This is a genomic window from Variovorax trehalosi, assembly GCF_051216415.1.
In the GTDB taxonomy this organism is placed as follows: Bacteria; Pseudomonadota; Gammaproteobacteria; order Burkholderiales; family Burkholderiaceae_C; genus Variovorax.
Genome location: NZ_JBPJZG010000002.1, coordinates 501,423 through 523,745 on the forward strand (window position 1 = coordinate 501,423; position 22,323 = coordinate 523,745).

Annotated in this window: 21 protein-coding genes; 14 read left to right on the plus strand and 7 right to left on the minus strand. The window is 63.1% G+C overall.

Annotated features, from left to right (window positions below; all coding sequences use genetic code 11):
* Window positions 1-33: 33 nt before the first annotated feature.
* Window positions 34-645, minus strand: coding sequence for a glutathione S-transferase N-terminal domain-containing protein (locus ACSFA7_RS10330; protein ID WP_435499271.1), 612 nt, complete (start codon window positions 643-645; stop codon window positions 34-36).
* Between the two features lie 137 nt (window positions 646-782).
* On the opposite strand from ACSFA7_RS10330, the gene purB reads away from it, so the two are divergent.
* The 4 genes from purB to ACSFA7_RS10350 all read left to right on the plus strand — a co-directional run bounded on the left by purB (window position 783) and on the right by ACSFA7_RS10350 (window position 6,265).
* Entirely contained in the window at window positions 783-2,162 is a 1,380-nt protein-coding gene (gene purB, locus ACSFA7_RS10335) for an adenylosuccinate lyase (RefSeq protein ID WP_176661248.1), read from the plus strand.
* A gap of 144 nt (window positions 2,163-2,306) precedes the next feature.
* Complete coding sequence (locus ACSFA7_RS10340) at window positions 2,307-3,446, plus strand: PepSY-associated TM helix domain-containing protein (RefSeq protein ID WP_435499272.1); 1,140 nt, start codon at window positions 2,307-2,309, stop codon at window positions 3,444-3,446.
* A 91-nt stretch (window positions 3,447-3,537) separates the two neighbouring features.
* Complete coding sequence (locus tag ACSFA7_RS10345) at window positions 3,538-5,670, plus strand: TonB-dependent receptor family protein (RefSeq protein ID WP_435499563.1); 2,133 nt, start codon at window positions 3,538-3,540, stop codon at window positions 5,668-5,670.
* A gap of 34 nt (window positions 5,671-5,704) precedes the next feature.
* Window positions 5,705-6,265, plus strand: coding sequence for a YaeQ family protein (locus tag ACSFA7_RS10350; RefSeq protein ID WP_307649578.1), 561 nt, complete (start codon window positions 5,705-5,707; stop codon window positions 6,263-6,265).
* Window positions 6,266-6,272: 7 nt separating this feature from the next.
* Here ACSFA7_RS10350 and ACSFA7_RS10355 read toward each other — a convergent pair whose 3' ends face one another.
* Window positions 6,273-6,578 (minus strand): putative signal transducing protein, encoded by a 306-nt coding sequence (locus tag ACSFA7_RS10355; protein WP_435499273.1) that lies wholly within the window; start codon window positions 6,576-6,578, stop codon window positions 6,273-6,275.
* 12 nt (window positions 6,579-6,590) lie between these two features.
* The gene (locus ACSFA7_RS10360; protein ID WP_435499274.1) at window positions 6,591-7,055 is read right to left on the minus strand and encodes a DUF3717 domain-containing protein; all 465 of its coding nucleotides are present in this window, start codon (window positions 7,053-7,055) and stop codon (window positions 6,591-6,593) included.
* 497 nt (window positions 7,056-7,552) lie between these two features.
* On the opposite strand from ACSFA7_RS10360, the gene ACSFA7_RS10365 reads away from it, so the two are divergent.
* The 3 genes from ACSFA7_RS10365 (at window position 7,553) to ACSFA7_RS10375 (ending at window position 9,299) form a co-directional block, all read left to right on the plus strand.
* Window positions 7,553-8,299 carry a TerC family protein gene (locus ACSFA7_RS10365; RefSeq protein WP_435499275.1) on the plus strand — a complete coding sequence of 249 codons (747 nt, stop codon included), beginning with the start codon at window positions 7,553-7,555 and terminating at the stop codon, window positions 8,297-8,299.
* A gap of 94 nt (window positions 8,300-8,393) precedes the next feature.
* Window positions 8,394-8,858, plus strand: a complete 465-nt coding sequence (locus tag ACSFA7_RS10370) for a hypothetical protein (RefSeq protein WP_435499276.1) — start codon at window positions 8,394-8,396, stop codon at window positions 8,856-8,858.
* Window positions 8,859-8,945: 87 nt separating this feature from the next.
* A complete protein-coding gene (locus ACSFA7_RS10375) occupies window positions 8,946-9,299 on the plus strand; it encodes a phage holin family protein (protein ID WP_198785351.1) in 354 nt (117 codons plus the stop codon).
* A gap of 6 nt (window positions 9,300-9,305) precedes the next feature.
* On the opposite strand, the gene ACSFA7_RS10380 is transcribed toward ACSFA7_RS10375, so the two are convergent.
* Window positions 9,306-10,883, minus strand: coding sequence for a M48 family metalloprotease (locus ACSFA7_RS10380; RefSeq protein WP_435499277.1), 1,578 nt, complete (start codon window positions 10,881-10,883; stop codon window positions 9,306-9,308).
* A 109-nt stretch (window positions 10,884-10,992) separates the two neighbouring features.
* Here ACSFA7_RS10380 and moaC point away from each other — a divergent pair, with 109 nt between their 5' ends.
* The 7 genes from moaC (at window position 10,993) to ACSFA7_RS10415 (ending at window position 19,239) form a co-directional block, all read left to right on the plus strand.
* A complete protein-coding gene (moaC, locus tag ACSFA7_RS10385; protein WP_435499278.1) occupies window positions 10,993-11,475 on the plus strand; it encodes a cyclic pyranopterin monophosphate synthase MoaC in 483 nt (160 codons plus the stop codon).
* A 194-nt stretch (window positions 11,476-11,669) separates the two neighbouring features.
* Window positions 11,670-12,137 (plus strand): type IV pilin protein, encoded by a 468-nt coding sequence (locus ACSFA7_RS10390; protein WP_435499279.1) that lies wholly within the window; start codon window positions 11,670-11,672, stop codon window positions 12,135-12,137.
* A gap of 72 nt (window positions 12,138-12,209) precedes the next feature.
* A complete protein-coding gene (locus ACSFA7_RS10395) occupies window positions 12,210-12,788 on the plus strand; it encodes a GspH/FimT family pseudopilin (protein ID WP_435499280.1) in 579 nt (192 codons plus the stop codon).
* Complete coding sequence (pilV, locus tag ACSFA7_RS10400) at window positions 12,788-13,282, plus strand: type IV pilus modification protein PilV (RefSeq protein WP_435499281.1); 495 nt, start codon at window positions 12,788-12,790, stop codon at window positions 13,280-13,282. The genes ACSFA7_RS10395 and pilV overlap by 1 nt, the downstream gene beginning before the upstream one ends.
* A gap of 8 nt (window positions 13,283-13,290) precedes the next feature.
* Window positions 13,291-14,457: a PilW family protein gene (locus ACSFA7_RS10405; protein WP_435499282.1), complete on the plus strand. Its 1,167-nt coding sequence runs from the start codon at window positions 13,291-13,293 to the stop codon at window positions 14,455-14,457.
* Window positions 14,458-14,501: 44 nt separating this feature from the next.
* Complete coding sequence (locus tag ACSFA7_RS10410; protein ID WP_435499283.1) at window positions 14,502-15,134, plus strand: pilus assembly PilX family protein; 633 nt, start codon at window positions 14,502-14,504, stop codon at window positions 15,132-15,134.
* A gap of 25 nt (window positions 15,135-15,159) precedes the next feature.
* Window positions 15,160-19,239, plus strand: coding sequence for a pilus assembly protein (locus ACSFA7_RS10415; RefSeq protein ID WP_435499284.1), 4,080 nt, complete (start codon window positions 15,160-15,162; stop codon window positions 19,237-19,239).
* A 3-nt stretch (window positions 19,240-19,242) separates the two neighbouring features.
* Here ACSFA7_RS10415 and ACSFA7_RS10420 read toward each other — a convergent pair whose 3' ends face one another.
* From ACSFA7_RS10420 to ACSFA7_RS10430, 3 genes are all read right to left on the minus strand, one after another.
* A complete protein-coding gene (locus ACSFA7_RS10420) occupies window positions 19,243-20,994 on the minus strand; it encodes a PglL family O-oligosaccharyltransferase (RefSeq protein WP_435499285.1) in 1,752 nt (583 codons plus the stop codon).
* A 45-nt stretch (window positions 20,995-21,039) separates the two neighbouring features.
* Window positions 21,040-21,546 (minus strand): pilin, encoded by a 507-nt coding sequence (locus tag ACSFA7_RS10425; protein WP_435499286.1) that lies wholly within the window; start codon window positions 21,544-21,546, stop codon window positions 21,040-21,042.
* A 191-nt stretch (window positions 21,547-21,737) separates the two neighbouring features.
* Window positions 21,738-22,268 carry a methyltransferase family protein gene (locus ACSFA7_RS10430; protein WP_435499287.1) on the minus strand — a complete coding sequence of 177 codons (531 nt, stop codon included), beginning with the start codon at window positions 22,266-22,268 and terminating at the stop codon, window positions 21,738-21,740.
* Window positions 22,269-22,323 lie beyond the last annotated feature (55 nt).

Below are 22,323 nucleotides of genomic sequence, written 5' to 3' on the forward strand. Positions count from 1 at the left end.
CCCCGTGGCGCCTTTGTTCGGGGGTGTCCCGTCTCAGGGCTTCGTGTCGATGAAGCTCGGGCGGAGCATGAGCTTGTCATAGAGCTTGGCCAGATTGCCGTGCTCGCCGCGCCAGTCGATGTCGGGAAAGCGCAAGTTCAGCCAGCCCAGCGTGCAGCCCACAGCGATGTCCGACAGGCTCAGGTGGATGCCGCTGCAGAAGGGCTTGTCGCCCAAGCCCTTGGACATGGCGGCCACGCCATCCACGACCTTCGCGCGCTGGCGCTCGATCCAGGTCGTGCTGCGCTCGTGGTCGTTGCGGCCGGACCAGGTGGCTTCCAGGCGCCACAGCACGCCGGCGTCCATGACGCCATCGGCCAGCGCCTCCCAGGTCTTGACCTCGGCGCGCTCGCGGCCCTGCTGCGGGATGAGCTTGCCTACCGGAGACAGCGTGTCGAGATATTCCACGATCACGCGCGAATCGAACATCGCCTCCCCGCCTTCCATGATCAGGCAGGGCACCTTGCCCAGCGGATTGGAGTTGGAGATGGTGGTGTCGGCGGACCAGACGTCCTCGAGCACGAACTGGTAATCGAGCCGCTTTTCGGCCAGCACCACGCGCACCTTGCGCACATAAGGGCTGGCGGCGGATCCGATCAGTTTCATGAAGGCTCTCTCCCTTTGTTCTTGGCTTGATAACACTTGCTCATAATCATTTTAGGTGAACGGGACAACCCGGGGCCCGGATCCACCCCGATGTGTCGGTACGGCCCCACGGACCGCCGGCCGCCTAAAATTCGGGCATGAGCTTTTCCACCGTCTCCGCCCTCTCCCCCCTTGACGGCCGCTATGCGGCCAAACTCGCGGCCTTGCGCCCGCTGATGAGCGAACAGGGCTACATGCACCGGCGCGTGCAGGTCGAGGTGGCGTGGTTCATTGCGCTGTCCGACTGCGGCTTCGCCGAATTCAAGCCCCTCACCGGCGGCGCCCGCAAGTACCTGCTGGGCCTGGTGTCCCACTTCTCCGAGGCCGATGCGCTGGCCATCAAGGAGATCGAGAAGACCACCAACCACGACGTGAAGGCCGTCGAGTACTGGATCAAGTCCAAGTTCGAAGCCCGGCCCGAGCTGCTTGCCGCCGCCGAGTTCGTGCACTTCGCCTGCACCAGCGAAGACATCAACAACACCAGCCACGCCCTGCAGATCCAGGCCGCGCGCGAAAAGGTGGTGCTCCCCGCCATCGACGGCCTCATCGCCAAGCTGCGCGAAATGGCGCACCAGTTCGCCGGTGTGTCGATGCTCTCGCGCACCCACGGCCAGACCGCCAGCCCGACCACGGTCGGTAAGGAAATCGCCAACGTGGCAGTGCGCCTCTCGAAGGCCCGCGCGCAGATCGCCTCGGTGCAGCTCCTGGGCAAGATGAACGGCGCGGTCGGCAACTACAACGCCCACCTGGCGGCCTGGCCCGATTTCGACTGGGAAGCCTTCAGCCGCAAGGTCATCGAGACGCCCGCGCCGCTGGGCCTGGGCCTGAGTTTCCAGCCGTACAGCATCCAGATCGAGCCGCACGACTACATGGCCGAGCTCTTCGACGCGGTGGCGCGCGCCAACACGATCCTGGTCGACTTCTCGCGCGACGTCTGGGGCTATGTGAGCCTGGGCTACTTCAAGCAGCGGCTGAAGAAGGGCGAGATCGGCTCCTCGACGATGCCGCACAAGGTCAACCCGATCGACTTCGAGAACGCCGAAGGCAACCTGGGCCTGGCCAACGCGGTGCTGCGCCACCTGAGCGAGAAGCTTCCCATCAGCCGCTGGCAGCGCGACCTGACCGACAGCACGGTGCTGCGCAACATCGGCGTGGCTTTCGGCTACGCCACCCTGGCCTACGCGAGCCTGGCCACGGGCCTGGGCAAGCTCGAACTCAACGAAGAAGCGCTGGCCGAAGACCTCGACGCCTCGTGGGAAGTGCTGGCCGAGCCGATCCAGACCGTGATGCGCCGCTACGGCGTGCAGGGCGCCTACGAGCAACTCAAGGAAGTGACGCGCGGCAAGACCGTGACGGCCGAGGCGCTGCATGGGCTGATCCGCTCGCTGGCCATTCCGGACGAGGAAAAAGCCCGCCTTCTGGCCATGACACCCGCCAGCTACGTCGGCAAGGCCGCGGAACTCGCCAGTAGAATCTAAAGTTCCCGTGTATCGATCCACCAGCCGCAGCGAACGGTTGGTCTGACGCACACGCGGACCCCAACTTTCCAGCCAACGCGCCCTTCTTTTCACGGGTGCGCCAGCCAACAACCATGACGGGACTCCTCGAGGTCCCCGTGTTTCATGCTGCGCGCTCCGCTGCGACGTCTCTGGCTGAAGATCCACCGCTGGACCGGGCTCACGCTCGGACCGATCCTGGCCCTCACGGCGCTGCTCGGCGCGGTGCTGGTGGTGGCGCAGCCAATCGACCGCCGGGTGCATGCCGACCTCTTCGTCTCGCGCAGCGCGGGCGATGCCATCGCGGCTGCGGCCGCATTGCCGCTCGAGCCGCTGCGCCAGCGCATCGTGTCCGAATTCGGCCCCGACACCAATTTCACGCTGCGCCCGCCGCACCACGCCGACGAAACGCTCTGGGTGCTGGTGCGCGGCAAGTGGGACGGCACGCTCTACCTCGACCCGGCCACCGGCGCCGAGCAAGGCCGGCGCGGCACCGAGGAAGGTTTCTACAACCTGGCCTACAAGATCCACAACAGCCTGCTGCTCGACAGCACCGGCAAAGGCATCCTGGCCTTCGTGGCGCTGTCCTACCTGTTCCTGCTGGTGACGGGCCTGGTGCTGTGGTGGCCGGTGCGCTGGCCGCCGTCGCTGCGCATCGTGCTGAACCGTGGCCTCCTGCGCGGGCTGTTCGACCTGCACCGCACAGGCGGCGCGGTGCTCGGCCTCCTGATCGCGGTGTCGGTGGCCACGGGCGCCTACATGGCCTGGCGGCCGCTGGGCGACTTCATCTCCGCCGCCGTGGGTCAGAAGCCGGTCAAGCCGCCGACGATCGCCAAGGGCAGCGCCAGCGGCCCGCGCATGCCGCTCGACGACCTCGTGGCCCGCGCGCAGCAGGTGTATCCGGGCCAGCCGATCGGCTACGTGCTGGTGCCCGGCAAGGCGGACCGGCCGATCCGCGTGCGCTTCCGGCTCGCCGACGATCCGCACCCGAACGGCATCAGCTCGGTGTGGCTCAACCCCGTCAGCGGGGAGGTGCTGGCGGCGCGCAAATGGCAGGACCTCGATGCCGGCAACGGCGCGGTGGCGGTGATCTTTCCGCTGCACACGGGCGAGTTGGGCGGCGTGGCCCACCAGGTCGTCACCGCGCTGCTCGGCCTGGCGCTCGGCGGCCTGGGTTTCAGCGGCATCTGGCTCTGGTGGCGCCGACGCGCCATGGCCGCCGCGGCCCGCAACAACAACGCGCTTTCCAGCCGCACGACGTCCTGAAGAAGACGCCCCACGCCCTGCCACACGCATTTCTTGTTTTTCATTCCCGGAGGAGTCCCCCTTGTTCCCGCACAAACGCACCGCCATCGCGATGGCCTTGTTGCCCCTGAGCCTGCAGAGCTTCGCAGCCGACGCAGAACCTGCCGCCGACCCGTCGAAGTCGCTGGAGACCATCACCGTCACGGGCGACTGGCTCGCCAGCCCCAAGGAGACCAAGGTGCTCGAACACGCCGGCGCGCGCAGCATCGTCGAGCGCAAGCAGATCCAGGAAAGCGGCGCCTCCAGCGTGCGCGACGTGCTGCGTCAGATCCCGGGCGTGCAGGTGCAGGAGAGCAACGGCACCGGCGGCAGCGACATCTCGCTGAACGTGGGCGTGCGCGGCCTGACCTCGCGCCTCTCCCCGCGCTCGACCATCCTGCTGGACGGCGTGCCGCTCGCCTACGCGCCCTACGGCCAGCCGCAACTGTCGCTCGCGCCGCTGTCGCTCGGCAGCATCGAGACGGTCGACGTGGTGCGCGGCGCGGGCTCGGTGCGCTACGGCCCCCAGAACGTGGGCGGCATCATCAACTTCGTGACGCGCTCGATTCCCAAGCAGTTCTCGGGTGAAGTCGGCGTGGGCGTCGAAGGCGCGAGCCGCGGCGGCGGCACCAAGACCACGCCCACGCTGTTCGTCGGCGGCACCAATGAGAACGGCCTGGGCCTCGCGCTGCTGTACTCGGGCACGCATGGCAACGGCTTCCGCGAGAGCAACGACCACACCAGCATCGACGACCTGATGCTCAAGGGCGCCTACCGAATCTCGAACACCGACGACATCGCCATTTCGCTGCACCGCTTCGAAGGCAAGGGCCGCATGCCGGGCGGGCTGACCACCGCGCAGTTCGCGGCGAACCCGTTCCAGTCGGACCGCCCCTTCGACGAATTCACCGGCAGCCGCACCGACGGCTCGGTCAAGTACACGCACAACGACGGCGTGAACAAGTTCGAGATGCTGACGTACTACACGGACTCGTACCGCAGCAGCTACCTGGAGCAGGAAGGCACCGGCGCCAACGCCGGCAGGCGGCGCCTGACCACCGCACCGCGCAACTACAAGACCTTCGCCGTCGAGCCCCGCTACTCGCGCCTGTTCGATTCGGGCAGCGTGGTGCAGGAAGTCAGCGTGGGTTTCCGCTACCTCAGGGAACAAGCCTCCGAGGTGGCGGCGCGCACTCGCTACTACACGCCCTCGCCCCTGGAGAACGCCTACAGCCTCACCCAGGCGCCGTACCAGACCAGCAAGGGCGGCACGACCGCGCATGCGTTCTACATCGACGACCGCATCGACTTCGGCAACTGGACGGTCACGCCCGGCGTGCGCTACGAATCCTTCAGCTCGCACAACGACGTGTTCACCGTGGCGAACAACCGCATCACGAACGCGATCTATCCGAAGATCGATTCCAACGAAGTGCTGCCGACGCTGTCGGTGCTCTACCGCGCGAGCGAGCGCTGGTCGCTGTTCGCGAATGCCGGCGTGTCGTTCGGCCCGCAGCAGTACGCCCAGCTCGCGCAGTCCACCACCAGCCTGCATCCCGAGAAGGCCAAGACCTATGAAATCGGCACGAAATACAAGGGCGAGGCCTGGAGCGGCGAGCTGACGCTGTTCAACATCAACTTCGACAAGGAACTGCTGCTGGCGCGCTCCATCACCGGCGACGTCGGCCAGTGGACCGACCTGGGCGCCACGCGCCACCGCGGCCTGGAGTCGGCGCTGCGCTACGACCTCGGCGACCTGAGCGCATCGCTCAAGGGCCTGTCGGTCTCGGGCACGTACACGTACACGCAGGCCACCTCCAAGGCCGGCAACTTCGCCGGACGCGACCTGCCGTTCTATTCGCGCCAGATCCTGACGCTGGGTGCGCGCTACGAGCGCGGTCCGTGGACGCTGAATGCCGATGTGTATGCGCAGTCGAAGCAGCGCTCGCCGGGCTCGCCTGACGATGGCAAGCCATACATCACGCTCGAAGATTCGACCGGCCGCCTCGGCAACATCCCGGGCTACAGCACCGTGAACCTGCGCGCCGCCTACGACTTCGGCCCATCGATGAGCAACCTGAAGCTGGCCGTCGGCATCAAGAACCTGTTCGATCGCCGCTACTACAACCGCTCGGTGGACAACAACGGCGGCAAGTACGTCGGACAGCCTCGCACGCTGTACCTGCAGGCGTCGGTGGCGTTCTGAAGCCAAGGGAGCGCGGGCATACACTCGCGCACCCATGGCCCTCAAATCCACCATCTTCAAGGCCACCCTCGCGGTGGCCGACATCGACCACGGCTACTACGCCGACCATGCGCTGACACTGGCGCGCCACCCGAGCGAGACCGACGAGCGGATGATGATCCGGCTCGTCGCGCTCGCGCTCAACGCCCACCAGCTGCAGGACATCTGCCAGGGCGACGGCACGCTGGCCTTCGGCGCGGGTCTCTCGAACGTCGAGGAGCCGGACGTGTGGCTGCGCGACTTCACGGGCGAGACCAAGATCTGGATCGAGGTCGGCCAGCCCGAGGACAAGCCCATCATCAAGGCCTGCGGCAAGGCGGACGAGGTGATCGTCTACTGCTTCAACCACGCGGCCGAGATCTGGTGGCGCGGCATCGAGAACAAGCTCACGCGGCCGCAGAACCTGAAGGTCTACCGCGTGCCGACCGAGGCCTCGCAGGCGCTGGCCGCGCTCGCGCAGCGCAGCATGCAGCTGCAGGCGACCATCCAGGAAAACACGCTCACGCTGGGCGACGGCACCAACAGCATCGACGTCGAGTTGTTGCGCTGGAAATGAGCGGCGCCTAGGCGGCCGGCATCATCTCGCCGCACTGCCAGCACTGCTCGAAGCCGCCCTCGATTTGCTCGCCGCAGACGCATTGCCAGTTGCGCTGCGGCCGGTGCTGCGCTGCGTGCAGCAGCTCCTTGGCGCGCTCGAACTGGGCGTCGTCTTCGATCCAGATTTCGGGCAGGCACTGGTCGGGCGGCAGCTGGCCCATGACGGCGCCGAGGAACTCGCGCTGCACCGAGGCTTCGACGCCGTCTTCACGCAGGGCGTGTACCCACAAGGTCGCGATGGCGAGATTGGGTGCTTGGGCGAGACGACGCATGGCGATTGCTCTTCAAGGCGTGTCGTCGGGGCCGAGAGGTTCGGCCGGATCGTCGGGCCATTGCGGCGGTTCCGCTTCACGCGCCCGCTCGGCGTACTTGTTGAAGCGCCAGGCCGAGTCTTCCATCGTGATGCGGCGCCAGGTCACGCGCTTCTCGACGGGCGTCATGGCGGGCCAGTGCTGCACCTCGTCGAAGGTGCGGCCGCACCCCTTGCATTCGTCGTCGCCCTGGCTGGTGGAGCAGATCGCGATGCAGGGCGTGTCGGGGGTGCTGTGGTACCAGTCGAGCCAGGCGGCCCAGGCCTTGGGCGGAAAGCCGACCTCGTCGACCTCGTCCTCGTGGTGGAACACCATGAGCGCGTAGACCTCGGCCAGCGCGCGCAGTTCGGGTGCCAGCGTGACGCCGTCGGGCGAAGGACTTTTCGCGCGCCAGTGGTTGATGGCGGCCTCGATGTCTGTGATGTGGATGGCGGCCATGGGGGAGTGAAAAAGCAGCGAGCGGCGATCATAGTCCGCCAATGTCCCGCCGCCTCAAAGGGACATGAATGCTACAAATCAGATAGCGCGAAAGCGCCTGTTCATAGGCCCTGCCGGGCGGTTCCCCGTGAATGCCTGAAAACTTTCGGTTGCCACATCGCGGCCTTCGATGCTCTAATCCCGCCCACGAAGGGGAGTAGCTCCCGACCGCTGTGCACAACGGCGGGAATCGACAGGTCGTCAATACGAAGCAAAACACTTCCGGCCTTTCGGGCAACGCATGCGCACTGGCGCAGGCGCTGTCGAGCAAGACCTTCGATTTGAACCTGTGCAGGTTTGGTCGAAGCGTTCGCAAGTCCCCGGAGTCATCCCGGCGTCTTCGTCTATTCGCTTTCGACCAGCCCTTCGTGGGATGAATCGAAACGCATCGGTATGCGCCTGCCCGTCGCGATCCACACAAGGAACGGCAGGAACGGCGCGAAGACAAAGAGGAACCTATGGAACAGTTCATGACCCCGGAATTCTGGGTCGCTGTCGGTCAGATCATCATGATCGACATCCTGCTCGGCGGCGACAACGCCGTCGTCATCGCACTGGCGTGCCGCAAGTTGCCGCCCGCCCAGCGCACCCAGGGCATCCTGTGGGGCACCGCCGGCGCGATCGTGCTGCGCGTGATCCTGATCTTCTTTGCGCTGACACTGCTGGCCATTCCATTCCTGAAGCTGGTGGGTGCGATCCTGCTGCTGTGGATCGGCATCAAGCTGCTGGCCCCCGAGCATGACGACGCGCACGGCAACATCACCGGCAGCGACAAGCTGTGGGGCGCCGTCAAGACCGTGATCGTGGCCGACCTGGTGATGAGCGTGGACAACGTGATCGCCATCGCCGGCGCCGCACAGGGTGCAGGCGAAGGCCACCAGATGCCGCTCGTGATCTTCGGCCTGCTCGTGAGCATTCCGATCATCGTCTGGGGCAGCCAGCTGGTCATCAAGCTGATGGACCGCTTCCCGATGATCATCACGCTGGGCGGCATGCTGCTCGGCTGGATCGCCGGCACGATGGCCGTGTCCGACCCGGCCCTGGCGAACGCCGCTGCCTGGACCTGGGTGCCGAAGGTGCCGCAGACCGACACGATCAAGTACGCAGCCGGCATCGGTGGCGCACTGCTGGTGCTCGCGATCGGCAAGTGGGTGGCCATGCGCCAGGCCCGCAACAAGCCGGCAACGGCTGTGACGAGCGGCTGAGCACTGGCATACCCCATTGATCGCCAGAGCCTTCGCTGAGAAACTTTCCTGTCCAAACCAGTCTCTGCCACTCTAACTATCTGAAGGAGCACTCATGGAAAAGATCATTCTTTATGTCGACGACGCCGTGTATGCCAGCGAGCAGTTCGCCGAACTCGCGCCGGACGCCAACAGCGTCGTGGCGCGCCATTGGGTGCTCGTGGCCTGCGCGCCGCGCATGACGCATCGCATCAGCAAGTGGGTGAGCCACAGCGCGCGCGAGAACTGGCGCGCCAAGTGGTTCAGCAAGGTGCAGGCCCAGCTGCTGCCCCTGCTCGAGCGCAACGGCGGACAGGTGACGCCGGTGCTGGCCAAGGGCCCGCTCGCCGAGCTGACGCAGCAACTCAAGCGCGAGCACGGCGCCACCCATGTGGTCGATGCACGCCGCCCGAAGATCGGCGTCGACCTGGAACCGGTCACGCCCGACCAGACGCCCGCGCACCAGTCGGGCTGGGCCTTTCCCGGCGCCGTGATGGGCATGGGCGCATTGCTGGTGCTGGCAAACGAGCTGGCTGAGTAAGCGGCAAGGCAGACATCCCTGACGAGCCCCGGTGCGGCAACGCTCCGGGGCTCGTTGTTTTTTAGGCTCTGGGGTATCCTGCGCCGCATGCGCATCATCATCAAATGGCTGCTCAGCGCCGTCGCGCTGCTGGCGGTGGCTTATCTCTACCCAGGTGTCCAGGTTGCGAGCTTTGGCTCCGCGCTCATCGCAGCTGCGGTGATCGGGCTGCTCAATATGATCGTGCGGCCGGTGCTGGTGGTGCTGACGCTGCCGGTCACCATCGTCACGCTCGGGCTGTTCCTGTTCGTGATCAACGCGCTGCTGTTCTGGGCCGCGTCGGGGCTCCTCGGCGGCTTTCACGTCAACGGCTTCGTGGCCGCGCTGATCGGCTCGCTGATCTACTCGCTGCTGGGCCTTCTTATCGAGACCGCGCTGGGCGGTCTCCTTTCCAAGCGCTGAACACGGCTACTTCAGCGGCGGCTCTTCCGCCTGCTGCTTCACGAGCACATCGACGGCCCGCGCGCGGGTGTCGATGATCGACGCCTCGTAGTGATCGATGGGCACGCCTGAAGCGCCCGACTTGCGCACCAACTCCTGCGCCGCCTTGAAACGATCGCGCGCCGCGGGGTAGTCGAGGATCGCCACGTTGGCTTCGGCATCGGCGCGCACTGCGCGCAGCGTGTCGTTCTGCGCACCATACAGGTTGCCCAGCACGCGCCACGCCGTGGCATCGCGCGGATTGGCGGCCACCCAGTCGCGCAGCACGGGGATCATCGGTGCGGGTTGGCGCGTTGCGGTTGCGGCCTCGGCTGCGAGGATCATCTCGGGCCGCTCCTTCGACTTGGCATCGAGCAGCGCGGCCGCCTTGGCCGGGGCGCCGGCGGCCAGCTCGATCTCTGCGTTGAGCCAGCGCGCCTGCTTCGCCGCGGCCGGATCTTCCGCGGTGCGCGCGACGAGCCGCTCGACCAGCGCGCGCGCCGCCTTGTAGTCGCGCAGCTCCTTGGCTGCCATCGCCGCCGCATAGAGCGTGCCTGCCTGCTGGGCCGGTGTGCTCTTGGCGAACTCGCCGCTCGCGGCCGACTGGATCCAGAGACGCAGCACGTCGACGCCCGGACGCGTCAGCACACGGGCGCGCGAGGCGATCATCCCGTGGTCCATTTCGAGCGGCATCGCGGGGGCCGTGTCCATGCGGAACTGGAAGCGGCCCTGCATGTCGGAGATGCGCTCGGTCGTGAGCGGATGGCTCCGCAGGTACGGGTAGGAGCCGTTGTCGTTCAGCCGCGAGGCGTACTGCAGCTTCTCGAACATGGCGGCCGCGCCCTGCGGCGCAAAGCCCGCCTGCGTCATCACGCCGAAACCGATGCGGTCGGCCTCCCGCTCCATGTCGCGCGAGAAGCTCAGCTGGTTCTGCATGAAGAGCGCCTGGCTGCCCATGATCACGGCCTGGCCGGCGTCGCTGTTGCGGCTCTTGCTGGCGGCGATCATCCCGAGGATGAGGCCCGCGATCATCAGCGGCATCTGCTTGCCCTGCTTGCTCATCATCCGGGAGATGTGGCGCTGCGTGACGTGCGAGAGCTCGTGCCCGAGCACCGTCGCCAGCTCGTCGCGGCTGCCGACTGCGGCCACCAGCCCGAGGTTCAGGCCGAGATAGCCGCCCGGCAGTGCGAAGGCGTTGATGTTGCGGTCGCGGCCCAGCACGACGGTCCAGGCGAAGCGCTCGTCGAGTTCGGGCGTGAGTTCGCCCCGGGAACGTGCGGCCGCGAGCAAGCGCTGCCAGATCTCCTGGACGTAGGCGGCGATCACCGGATCGTCGATGTAGTCGGTGTCGCGATAAAGCTCGCGGGCGATCTGGTCGCCGAGGCTGCGCTCGGCGCTGGCGGTCATCTCGCCGCCGTCGCCGAGGCCGGGCAGGATCGGCTGCATCTGCGCGCCGGCGGGTATCGGCAACAGTGCCTGCGCCGCTATCAAAACGGAAGCGCATAGCGCGCGCAGGATGGGCGTTGCGGTGGTCTTTGGCTTTGCGGAGGGAGTCAAACGCAGCATTCCTCGTCCATGGCTCGGGCTCGTATGATGCATCTTCAAAACGAACGTTCACCCATGAGCCCGGCCCCAACGAGCTCGGCACCGCAGTGCGAAGCACGAAGGCACCCCCATGAGCACCCTCACCCATTTTGACGCCCAGGGCCAGGCCCACATGGTCGACGTGGCCGCCAAGCCGTCCACCCACCGCGTGGCCGTGGCCACCGGACGCATCGAGATGCAGGCGGCGACGCTGGCGCTGATCGAATCCGGCACGGCGAAGAAGGGCGATGTGCTGGGCATCGCGCGGATCGCCGGGATCCAGGCGGCGAAGAAGACGAGCGACCTGATTCCGTTGTGCCATCCGCTGGCCTTGACGCGCGTGGCCGTGGCGTTTGCGCTGGCTGAAGGGGGCAGCGCGCCGCAGGTAGCTTGCACGGCCACTGTCGAGACGGTCGGGCCAACCGGGGTGGAGATGGAAGCGCTGACGGCTGTGCAGGTGGCGCTATTGACGATCTACGACATGTGCAAGGCGGTGGACCGGGGGATGCGGATCACGGATGTGCATGTGTTGGAGAAGCATGGGGGGAAGTCGGGGAGTTGGGTGGCCGAGTGACTGCAAACCTTAAGAAATAAGAACAAGAAAGAGACCTAACGGCCTCGGAACAGCCGGAAATCGAGGGGACGAGCGGCACGTCGCCCCTGACGAGCGGTTTTTGCAATGGGTAACCAGTTGGTGACAATCTGTGACCAATGTCACTAGATTGCCTCTCCTCGGACAGAACGAGAGGCACCTCAGGAAAGCCCGCCGTGAATCATTTGCCCTCTTGCAGCCGCATCCTTGCCTCCCGTCGCCTCGAGCGGGGCTTCACCCTGATCGAGATCATGATCGTGGTGGTGATCATCGGGGTGTTGTCGGCCATTGCACTGCCGTTGTATGGCGACTATGTGCTTCGGGGACGCATTCCGGATGCGACGTCGAATCTTTCGGCGCTCGCGGTGCGGATGGAACAGGCCTACCAGGACAACCGCACCTACAAGGGCACGACGGGCAACGACTGCATCATCAACGTCGCCACCCTGGCCACGAGCGACAGTTTCGACTTCAGCTGCTCATCCAGCTCGGCTCCGACCTACACGCTCGTCGCCAAAGGCAAAAAGACGATGAGCGCGTTCGAGTATTCGATCAACGAATCCGGAGTCAAGAGGACATCCCAAGCCAAGACAGGTTGGCCGACCAGCAACACCTGCTGGACCACAAGCAAGAGCGGGTGCTGAATGCGAGCGCATGCGTACCGCCGACCGCAGGCGGCGTTCGTTGCACGCGGTGTGTCGCTGATCGAGTTGCTCGTGGGCATTGTCATCCTGGTGATTGCCATTGCGATCGGCGCACCCAGCTTTGCCGAATGGATCAACAACTCGCAGATCCGCAGCACCGCTGAATCGCTCCAGAACGGCCTGCAATTCGCACGCGCCGAAGCGATACGGCGCAATACCACCGTGCGATTGCAGTTGACCACGACCCTTGACAATACTTGCGCCATCGACATCGCAGGAACCAACTGGGTCGTGAACGTCGGTTCGAGCAATACACCTGCTTCGAGGTGCGGCGAAGGCGTCGACGAATCGAGCGTGTCGCACATCCTTCAAACCGGACAGCCGGTTACCGGCCGGTCAAGCGCCACCCTCAGCAGTAATCACGGCGCGACCTTCGGCTTCAACGGTTTGGGGCGCATGGTTACGACAGCGTCCCCTGTCACCGCCATAGAAGACGGGGCCATCGACATCAAGTCCAGCAAGGGCGTTTGCGCGGCCGATCCCGCTGGCGGCACCTTGCGCTGCCTGCGAGTTCTGGTTTCCGCCGGCGGACAGATCCGCATGTGCGATCCCAAGCGAGGCACTGGCGATCCGATGGCCTGCATTCCCTGATGACGATCATGAACACCTCTCTTCATCACCGAAGTGCCCGTGCTTCACGCAACCACGGCAGTCAACGCGGCATCGTGTTGCTGGAAGCGCTTGTCGCGCTGCTGATCTTTTCGGTCGGGGTGCTCGGCCTGATCGGCCTGCAGGCCACCTCCGTCAAGCAGGCCTCGGCTGCAGAGTACCGATCGACCGCAGTCCTGCAAGCCAACGACCTGGTCAGCCGCATGTGGGTCAGCGACCGTAGCGACGCGATTCTGCAGGCCCAGTTCGTTACCGATGGCGACGGATACAAGGCTTGGAAAGATGCGTGGGCTGGCTCATTGCCTGGCACCACCATTGCGACCAACAAACCCACGGTCACGATCGTCGGCGAGCCCAAGGGCGCCACAGCCTCTCTCGGCACCAACACAGCCACCATCACCATCTATTGGCAAGCGCCGGGCGACACGCAGCGAAATTTCAAGCTGATCGCGCGGCTCGACCAGCCGCAGAAATAAACCCAGCAATGAACCACTTCATTCGTTCCCGCGAACGCCGAGCGACCTCCGGCTTCAGCCTGATCGAGCTCCTGGTCGGCCTGCTGATCGGTATGCTGTCCGTCATCGTCATCATGCAGGTCTTCGGTGTGTTCGAAGGCAACAAGCGCACCACTACCGGCGGCGACGATGCGCAGATCAACGGCTCCATCGCCCTGTACGGCATCGAACGCGACGTGCGCGAAGCCGGCTACGGCATCAACACCTTCAGCCTCCTGGGCTGCAGCCTGAGCTTCACGACGAGCCAGGACAAGAAGGCAGTCACGCTCAATGCTCTGGCGCCCGTGGTGATCAACCCAGCGGCAACGATCGTTCCGGCGGGAGCCGCGGGAACCGACACATTGCTGGTTGTCTATGGCACCAGCGACAGCTCGGCCGAAGGCGACCTTGTTGCGGCCACGCCCTCCACCAAGAGCTATCCGATCACCACGGCCAAGTCGTTCGCCACCGGCGACTACGTGATTGCGCAGCCAATCGCGCGACCAACTCCCTGCGCTCTTGCGCTGGACAAGGTCACAGCCATCAGTGGCACCACGCTCGCGGTGACGCCGGGCAACGCCACTGGCCTGGCGCTGGGCAGCATGGTCTACAACATGGGCCAGGCACTAGTTGTCCGCGCCTATGCGGTGCGCAACGGCAACCTCACGGTGTGCGACTACAGCGCCTACAACTGCTCGGACGCAGCCTATGTGGGGACGACACTGGATTCCACGGTATGGGTCCCCATTGCATCCAACATCGCGGGCTTGCGTGCGCAGTACGGGCGCGACACCTCGGGAATTCCGCAGAACAAATCGGCCGGCATCGTAGACACCTACGACCAGATCACGCCAGGCAGCACGGCCGACGTGAGCGGGCTCGATGTGCAGTGCGCCTGGGCGCGCACGCTGGCGTTGCGCCTTGTGCTCGTAGCGCGCAGCGGCCAATACACCAAGTACAACGCCACAGCCGGCGAAACGCCTTCGACGAACGTCGCGCCCACTTGGGCCGGCACCACATCGGCGCCTATTGATCTGAGCGGCGCGTCGGATTGGAAGAACTATCGCTACAAGACACTGCAAACCACGGTACCGGTCCGTAATCTGGTCTGGCAAGGGTCGCAGACCACGGCGCAAGGAGGGGCTGGCGGATGCTGAGCAATGAATTTCGAACCGGGCGACCAGGCATGAACAACAGTCGCATGAAAGGCAGCAGGTCGCAGCGCGGCGTGGTACTGATCCTCGCGCTGATCGTGCTGGTTGCGCTGACCCTGGCGGCCGTTGCGCTGACACGCTCGGTGGGTACATCCAACACGATTGCCGGCAACCTGGCATTCCAGCAGGCGGCCACGCACTCGGCCGACATCGGCGTCGAAACCGCCGTCAAGTGGCTCGAGGACAACGTCAACGACACAACCGGCTGCGCCTCCGGCAGTTCTGTTTCATGCGATCAGACGGCACAGGGTTACTTGGCCTCCAGGACCGACCCCGATCCCGCGACCCAACAGAGCTGGGCCGATTTCTGGTCGAAGAAGCTCGCCACCAGCGCCAAGCCTCTGGCCATCGATCCGAACACGGGCAATACGGTGAGCTACGTCATTCAGCGCATGTGCGAGACGACCGGTGAGGCAAACACGAGTTCGAACGTGTGCGCGACACCGCCACGCGCCATTGCCGGCAGTTGCCCGGGCGGCACGTCCTGCACCGGCGGCGGGGGCCGCGGCGGCACAGGCAGCAATGTGGACTCGCCCAAGCAGACCTACTACCGCATCACCGTGATCGTCGACGGTCCACGCAATACCCAGAGCATGGTTCAGGCCATGGTGGCGATCTAGTCGCCGCAACAGGAAGAACATACCCATGAAACGCAGCACTACTTATCTTTTGCAAGCCACGCTGTGCATCGTGCCGATGCTGGCAGCCATGTACACGGCCATTGCGGCCCCCACCAATCTCGCGACTGCTCCGTTGGAGACTTCGAGTCCCAACCTTGTCAATCCCAACATCTTCTTCGTGCTCGACGATTCGGGCAGTATGGATTTCGACTACCTGCCGGACTGGGCCACCACGGCCAATCCAGAGCTCTTTCGCAACAGCACCTACAACAGCGTCTACTACAACCCGGCTACGACATACAAGCCTCCGGTCAAGTACAACGGCGATAGCTACGACTCCATGACATCGGCCAATTCCGGAGCGTGGAAAGCAGTCCCGAACGACGCCTACAAAGTACAAGACAACGGAAACAAGGATCTGACGATCGATGCTCGCTTCTACATATTCAATGCGGGTGAGTACTGCAGCGATGCCAGCCTGAGAGATTGCAAGACACAGGACAAGACCAGCACGGACTATCCCTTGCCCGCCAAATTGCGCTGGTGCAGCGACGCAGCGCTCACGGATTGCCAGGCCACGCGCATCAACACGGCGCCTGCGGGGGGGAAGACCTACCTGTTTCCGCGGTATCCGGGCGGTCCTGGCGCCACGGCGACCCTGGAGGTCAGTGGTAGCAACAACCAGGGCAACGAAGTGTCGGTCACCGGCATCCAAGTCAACAACGTGCAGATCATGGCCGGAGGTACCGATGGCAATCTGCGCAACAGCGGCCAGATCGCGACTGCAATTGCAGCCCAGATCAACGCATGTGCAAATCTCGTAACCGGCAGCTGTGGAGTCGCGGGATACAGTGCATCCGTCAACGGCGCGATCGTCACGATCACAGCACCGACTTCCGCTGGAGCAATCCGGTTCAAACCCGTCGCGACCAAGTCCAACTCAAGGAAAACGCTCACATTGACCGCGTTTGTTGGCGGCGGCGTATCGGTACCTGGCACCAACGATCGAACCGACATCAAGCCCGCAAAGGCCACCTATCCAAAGGCAAGTACGCGGACAGACTGCGGTAATGAGACCGCCACCACCTGCACGTACGCCGAAGAAATGACCAACTACGCGAACTGGTGGGCCTATTACCACACGCGCATGCAGATGACCAAGACAGCCGCAGGCCTTGGGTTCGCAGCGCTGACATCGAGTTATCGAGTTGGCTATATGAGCCTCAACAACAACACGGACTCGGACTTTCTCAACATCGCGGACATCACGACTGAAGCGGGCGGGCAAAAAGACCTGTGGTACCAGAAGCTGGTTGCCGCCATTCCCAGCAACGGCACCGGTTTGCGCGTGGCACTGTCGACCGCTGGTCGCATCTATTCGGGAAAGCTGACCGGCAAGCAAAAGCTATGGGTCAATGCCGTCAGTCAGAACGATACTTCCGTGACGGTCAACGACCCGATGCAGTTCGCCTGCCAACGCAACTACACGATGCTCTCGACCGACGGGTACTGGAACGAGAACTCTACGACGAAGGACTGGCAGGGCAACATTACCGGCTACACCGTCACCCGGGTCGACGGCGCAACAACCATCGGCAATACGGACGGCGCGGCGGGCACCGAGAGGCCTTTCTACGACGGCGGTCTCGGTGTCTCCGACTCCCTGGCCGACGTGGCTCGGTACTACTACACCACGGACATCCGAGACTCCATTCTGGGCACTGCCAAGAATGACAAGGGCGTTGATGTCTCTGCCAACAACACACGCACCGGCCCGCAGAACATGACGACGTTCACCATCGGACTGGGCGTGTCCGGGTACATGCAGTACCGTCCCGACTACCAAACAGCCACCACCGGCGACTACTACGACGTGCTGAAGGGCACCACCGCTGCGGGTTCGCGTTGCCGCTGGCAAACCGGAGGCAGTTGCAACTGGCCAGTGCCGGTGAGCAACCAACAAACGACCGTCGACGACCTCTGGCATGCAGGCGTCAATGGCGGAGGCGCGTACTACAGTGCTGGCGACCCCATCGCGCTAAAGGACGGTATTACGAGCTTCCTGAACAACGTGGATGCGCTGGCCAGCGCAGGCGCGGCGGTTTCACCCAGCACAGCCAACATCACGGCCACCGACAATTTCTTGTTCGATGCTGGTTTCACCTCGGTTCAGTGGTTCGGTGAACTTGCGCGCTACAGGATCGATCCGGTGAGCGGAACGCCCAGCACCGTGCCCGACTGGGCGCAATCTGGAATGGCCAGCACATCGGCGGCCACGCCACCGACACCCCTCCTGGACAGAGTCGACTACGCCGCGCGAAAGATTTACACCAACGATGGAACGACCCTGATCAATTTTGCGTGGGGCACGCTGACGGACTCGATGAAGAACTACTTCAAGATGACCGCCATCGGTTCGCTGTCGCAAGTGTGCGCTGGCGGAAGTGCTTGTGTTCCCAAGGCTCAGCAGATCGACAGCGCCGCCGCGGGCTCGGACAAAGGCATGGGCGGCGTCAATCTGGTCAACTTCCTGCGCGGCGACCGCTCGAACGAAGACGGCGGCACCGGTGGCAATTACTACTTCAAGCGAACGCACGTCCTTGGCGACATCGTTGGTTCGCAGGCTGCCTATGTCAAGAAATCGATCTACAACTACCCGGACAGCGGCTATGCGCAATTCAAGCGCGACAACGAGTCGCGCCAAGGCATGGTCTACGTGGGCGCCAATGACGGCATGCTGCATGCGTTCAATGCCGATACGGGCGCCGAAAGCTGGGCCTACATTCCCTCGATCCTGCTGCCCAACCTCTACAAGCTGGCGGCGAAGGACTACGGCCTCCATCACAGCTACTTCGTGAACGGTTCTCCACAACAAGGTGAGGCCTACTTCGACGACAAGTGGCACACCCTGCTCGTGGGCGGCCTTGCCGCAGGCGGGCGCGGCTACTACGCGCTGGACGTGACCACCCCGGACACCCCCAAGGTGCTGTGGGAGTTCAACGTCGGCAACGACGCAGACATGGGCTACACCTACGGTATTCCGATCATCACCAAGCTGTCCGATGGCACCTGGGCGGTGATCTTGACGTCGGGCTACAACAACGTTTCACCCGGCAATGGCGGCGGCCATCTCTGGATCCTGAACGCCAAAACCGGCGCGGTCATCAAGAAGGTCAGCACGGGTGTCGGCAGTGCCACCGCGGTGGTGGCGGGCTCCGGTTGCACGGTCGCTCCTTGCCCGAGTGGCCTGTCCCGCATCAGCGCCTGGATGGACAACATCAACCTCAACAACACGGTGAGCCAGGTTTACAGCGGGGATCTCTACGGCAACGTGTGGCGCTTCGATCTGAGCAAGCTCAAGGCTTCGGGAGGAGAAGCCACGGTGCAGTTGCTCGCAACGCTTCAGGATGCGGCCAACAACCCTCAGCCAGTCACCAGCTGGATCGAACTGGGTTTTGCAAGCAGCAGCCACATCATTTATGTAGGGACGGGCAGCTATCTGGGCGTGCCGGACATCAACAACACGCAGACGCAGACCATCTACGCGATCAAGGACCCATTGACGGGCAGCAATGCAACCACCAGCCTCTATGGCAGTCCTCGCACCAAGGCCTGTACAGACACACTCAAGACCAACTGCTTCATGAAGCAGACATTCACCGACAAGGATGGCCTGCGCACCGTCGCCAGCACGATGAGCTACGCCACCAACCTGAGCAACATGAATGGCTGGTTCATCGACCTGCCGAATTCGGGCGAGCGCATCAACACCGATTCGACGCTGCAACTGGGCGTCCTGGTGTTCGTGTCGAACATCCCGAACAACGCCAATGCCTGCGGCATCGGTGGCTCGGCCTACCTGAACTACGTGGACTACAAGACGGGGCTTTCGCTTTTCCCCGCGACAAAGGCCCAGGTGGTGGGCACCATGTTGAACAATGGCAGCGGTTTGGGCGCTTCGGCTTCTGTCTTTGCGAGGAAGGGAAGTCAGCTGGTCGGCAGTGTGAAGCTCTCGACTGGAAAGTTGGAGAACGTCTTGCTTCCCCCCGGTGCGGGTGGGCCGGGTACGCGCCGCATTTCCTGGCGCGAGCTGGTGGCGAAGTAATTTTCAGGGAGATGGTGCGGCCGACTGCGGCGCTGCCGCACCCATCGATGAGTCCTGGAGCCAGAGTCTGTATTCGCCGGGGAACGCAATGCCGAAACGTTCCGCTTCGGTTTTGGCCTCGCCATGATGACCCAGAAGTTCGGCGCTCTCGATCAATTTGACGATCACCCGGGGCTCGGGTGAAAAATGCAGGACGCGTTCGGCCAGTGTGTGCACCTCTGGGGCATTGCCGGACGTTACGGATGTCAGCGTGACTCTGGCGAAGCTCACTTGGTTCGCGAACATCCAGGACCCCTCCACCTTGGCCAGCGTGTCGTCTTGGTACGTGAGCAGCCGCTCGTCACGCGGCAAATAGATCTGGCTGATGCGGATGTAGTCCCAACTGGCATAGCCGACGATTGCGATCAGCATGACAGCTGACGCCGCAGGCAGCCGCTGAGTCCAATGCCGTGCGCCGATGTCGCCGCGATTCGCACCCGACCACAGGATGCCGAGGCACAGACCGAACACCATCTGGAAGGGGCCGTACCACAGCGGATATTCGAGCAGGCTGTGCAGCACGATCGCGCCGAGCAGCCCCCAGGCCATGAGCCGGAACGGTTCACGTTCGCGCCACGGCCTCGCGCGAATCACCAGCCAAAGGAAACCTCCACAGATCAATATGGCTGCGGGGATTCCGAGCTCCACAGCAAGATGCAGCGGGAGGTTGTGTGCGTTGTCGAGGATTGCGGCAAAGCGCGGCCCCACATAGAGCGTGCTGTGCATGTAATGGGCGTAGCTCAGTTCACCCCACCCCCAGCCGGTCCACGGACGTTCGACGATCAACGTGAGCACGTTGCTCCAGAGGATCATCCGGCTGTCCCCACCAGCAAGCGCGACATCGCTGAGGCGTTGCATCATGCTGACGACACCGCTGCCCGCGAGCCGAGGCAGGAGCCAGGCGATGGCGAAGTACAGCGGTATCCACGACAACAGCATCGACGGCGCCGGCAAACGCGCGACGCGCATTGGATCGATACGGCGCGCCTGGCGCTCTCGCCTCGCAATGAACGCGGCCACGCTTACGATGGCGACGATTTCGAGCAGGCCCGTGCGCGAGGTCGAAGCAGCGGCGGCGACCAGGAGCAGTGAGACCGTGCCCAGCCAGATCAGGCGCTGCCGCAATGACCCGCTTCGATAACGCGCATGGAGCCAGAGCGCTGCGATCAGCGCCATGCTGATCAAGCTCGCGAACTGGTTGCGCTGACGCAGGTTGCCGAAGGCCCGACCGGCGCCGGGTTCAGTGGTCCAGGGGTGGAGGAAGCCCGCGAGGTCGTAGTACTGGAGCAGTCCCAGCACCGCGCTGACTGCCCCCGCCCACAGCAGGCCGTGGGCGACGGCGGACTGCATCCGACCGCGATGCGACTGCGAGAGACCAGCGCCGATGACGGCCGCGATGCCGGAGGCGAAGACAACGGCAAGGGCAGACAGCCAGGGAGCAGTTCCCAGGTAGCGGCTTTGGAAGACCGCGACAAGCACTGCGCTCGCGGAGAGCCATGCAACTACGGAGGGATGAGGTTTGGGATGCCCCACACCAACCATGAGGAGCAGGACCGCAATGCACAGCCAGGACGCCAGCTGCTGCCAGGCGTTGACAGAAGGGCCGGCTGTGATCGGGAAGAGAAAAGGCAGCGCGATCAGCGCGCTGCAGATTGAGGAAGAGAAGTCTTGCTTGGCGGTGTCGTCAGCGCTGGCGTGCGTTGCGAAGAGGCTCATCCAGGTGATTCTGCCCTCGCCCGTTGGACTGAGGCAGGGCGCTCATCACAGAGAGCAGGCTGTCGAAACGTACCTGGCCTCAACGTTGGCGGCCTTGCAACTCCAAGATCCGTTCAAGTCTCGGGTCCAAGTGATCGTTCCAGCGGGAACACCTTGCAGTGGTGCTCCTGCAAGATTTCCAAATGTCGCCACGATCTTCGAGGAGGCAGTAGTGGACAGGGAAACTTGTGGAACACCGGTGCCTGTTGTAGACCAAGTCTCTGCGATCGTAGGCGCTGCATTGCCTCCGGTCGCTTGCAGGTTGGACCCGGTCGCTTGGGGGTCACAGTTGCTAGAAACGGCGGGGTCTCCGACATTGACCTTCCCGTTCAGCAAGCAGATTTCAACCGCGGACTTGATAGTTCCCGATTCACCGATTACTCGCTGAACTTGTGATCGAAAAACATAAATCTGATATTGCGAGACTGCAATTGCTGCAAGTACTCCGACGACTGCGACAACAATCATCAATTCAATAAGCGTGAATCCGTAAGTTTTTTTCCAGCCATTCATCACGCAATCGCCTCTCAATTCATGCAAACCATAGCCAAATTCCTTAGCAAATGAGTTACTCAAAGCGGGCTTAGTTCATCTCGACATCGACTTGACGCAGCACACTTCGTTTTGCACTAAATTTTCACAAGAATTAAAAAAGCCCTGCACAAACCCAAAACAAGAAACGCTTCGTTTCTGCATTTCAAAAATTAAATCAACCCGAAAATCACTCGATATTTGACTTTTTTTGCGTACATCAAATACTCATTATTTTTTAAAAGAAGCTGCTCTTCTCGAAAAATTCTCACCCCTTGGAAGAAATATAGCGCGGCATAAGTAAAAAAATTCCACCAGCTGAATGCCGACAGTAAAAACCCCAGGTGATTGAGAAAGTATCCCAAATATATTGGATGCCTTACAAACCTATAAGGACCCTTGGTTACGATTCCACGATCAGCAGGAAGCAAGCCAAATGATCGCCCCAGATAGATCTTCGAAACTATCTGCCACCCAATAGCAAAAACCTGCATTGCCTCTGTAACCAGAACGGGGGCGAGCTGAATTCCCGAACTCAACGATACAAATAGAAAATAAAAAGTAGCCACCCCCGTGCTAAGTACGGAGATTAGATCAGTGGATGTTGCATTTGATTGCTTGGAAAAGATGACCATCCCAATGGTAATCAGCTCTCCTACCAACAGCAAAATCAGAGTTGGAGAAAGTGTTCGAGAATTCCCCATGGCAAGGAAAATTCGATATACAAATACAGACAATGCAACCGTTACGATAAATTTA

Coding starts and splice junctions, on each gene's coding strand:
- ACSFA7_RS10345 (WP_435499563.1), top strand. CDS start 3,538: ATGGCCTTGTTGCCCCTGAGCCTGCAGAGCTTCGCAGCCGACGCAGAA.
- ACSFA7_RS10330 (WP_435499271.1), bottom strand. CDS start 645: ATGAAACTGATCGGATCCGCCGCCAGCCCTTATGTGCGCAAGGTGCGC.
- ACSFA7_RS10360 (WP_435499274.1), bottom strand. CDS start 7,055: ATGGCCGCCATCCACATCACAGACATCGAGGCCGCCATCAACCACTGG.
- pilV (WP_435499281.1), top strand. CDS start 12,788: ATGACGATCATGAACACCTCTCTTCATCACCGAAGTGCCCGTGCTTCA.
- ACSFA7_RS10405 (WP_435499282.1), top strand. CDS start 13,291: ATGAACCACTTCATTCGTTCCCGCGAACGCCGAGCGACCTCCGGCTTC.
- ACSFA7_RS10370 (WP_435499276.1), top strand. CDS start 8,394: ATGGAAAAGATCATTCTTTATGTCGACGACGCCGTGTATGCCAGCGAG.
- ACSFA7_RS10340 (WP_435499272.1), top strand. CDS start 2,307: ATGCTGCGCGCTCCGCTGCGACGTCTCTGGCTGAAGATCCACCGCTGG.
- ACSFA7_RS10410 (WP_435499283.1), top strand. CDS start 14,502: ATGAAAGGCAGCAGGTCGCAGCGCGGCGTGGTACTGATCCTCGCGCTG.
- ACSFA7_RS10375 (WP_198785351.1), top strand. CDS start 8,946: ATGCGCATCATCATCAAATGGCTGCTCAGCGCCGTCGCGCTGCTGGCG.
- ACSFA7_RS10415 (WP_435499284.1), top strand. CDS start 15,160: ATGAAACGCAGCACTACTTATCTTTTGCAAGCCACGCTGTGCATCGTG.
- ACSFA7_RS10380 (WP_435499277.1), bottom strand. CDS start 10,883: ATGCTGCGTTTGACTCCCTCCGCAAAGCCAAAGACCACCGCAACGCCC.
- purB (WP_176661248.1), top strand. CDS start 783: ATGAGCTTTTCCACCGTCTCCGCCCTCTCCCCCCTTGACGGCCGCTAT.
- ACSFA7_RS10350 (WP_307649578.1), top strand. CDS start 5,705: ATGGCCCTCAAATCCACCATCTTCAAGGCCACCCTCGCGGTGGCCGAC.
- moaC (WP_435499278.1), top strand. CDS start 10,993: ATGAGCACCCTCACCCATTTTGACGCCCAGGGCCAGGCCCACATGGTC.
- ACSFA7_RS10430 (WP_435499287.1), bottom strand. CDS start 22,268: ATGGGGAATTCTCGAACACTTTCTCCAACTCTGATTTTGCTGTTGGTA.
- ACSFA7_RS10425 (WP_435499286.1), bottom strand. CDS start 21,546: ATGAATGGCTGGAAAAAAACTTACGGATTCACGCTTATTGAATTGATG.
- ACSFA7_RS10365 (WP_435499275.1), top strand. CDS start 7,553: ATGGAACAGTTCATGACCCCGGAATTCTGGGTCGCTGTCGGTCAGATC.
- ACSFA7_RS10420 (WP_435499285.1), bottom strand. CDS start 20,994: ATGAGCCTCTTCGCAACGCACGCCAGCGCTGACGACACCGCCAAGCAA.
- ACSFA7_RS10355 (WP_435499273.1), bottom strand. CDS start 6,578: ATGCGTCGTCTCGCCCAAGCACCCAATCTCGCCATCGCGACCTTGTGG.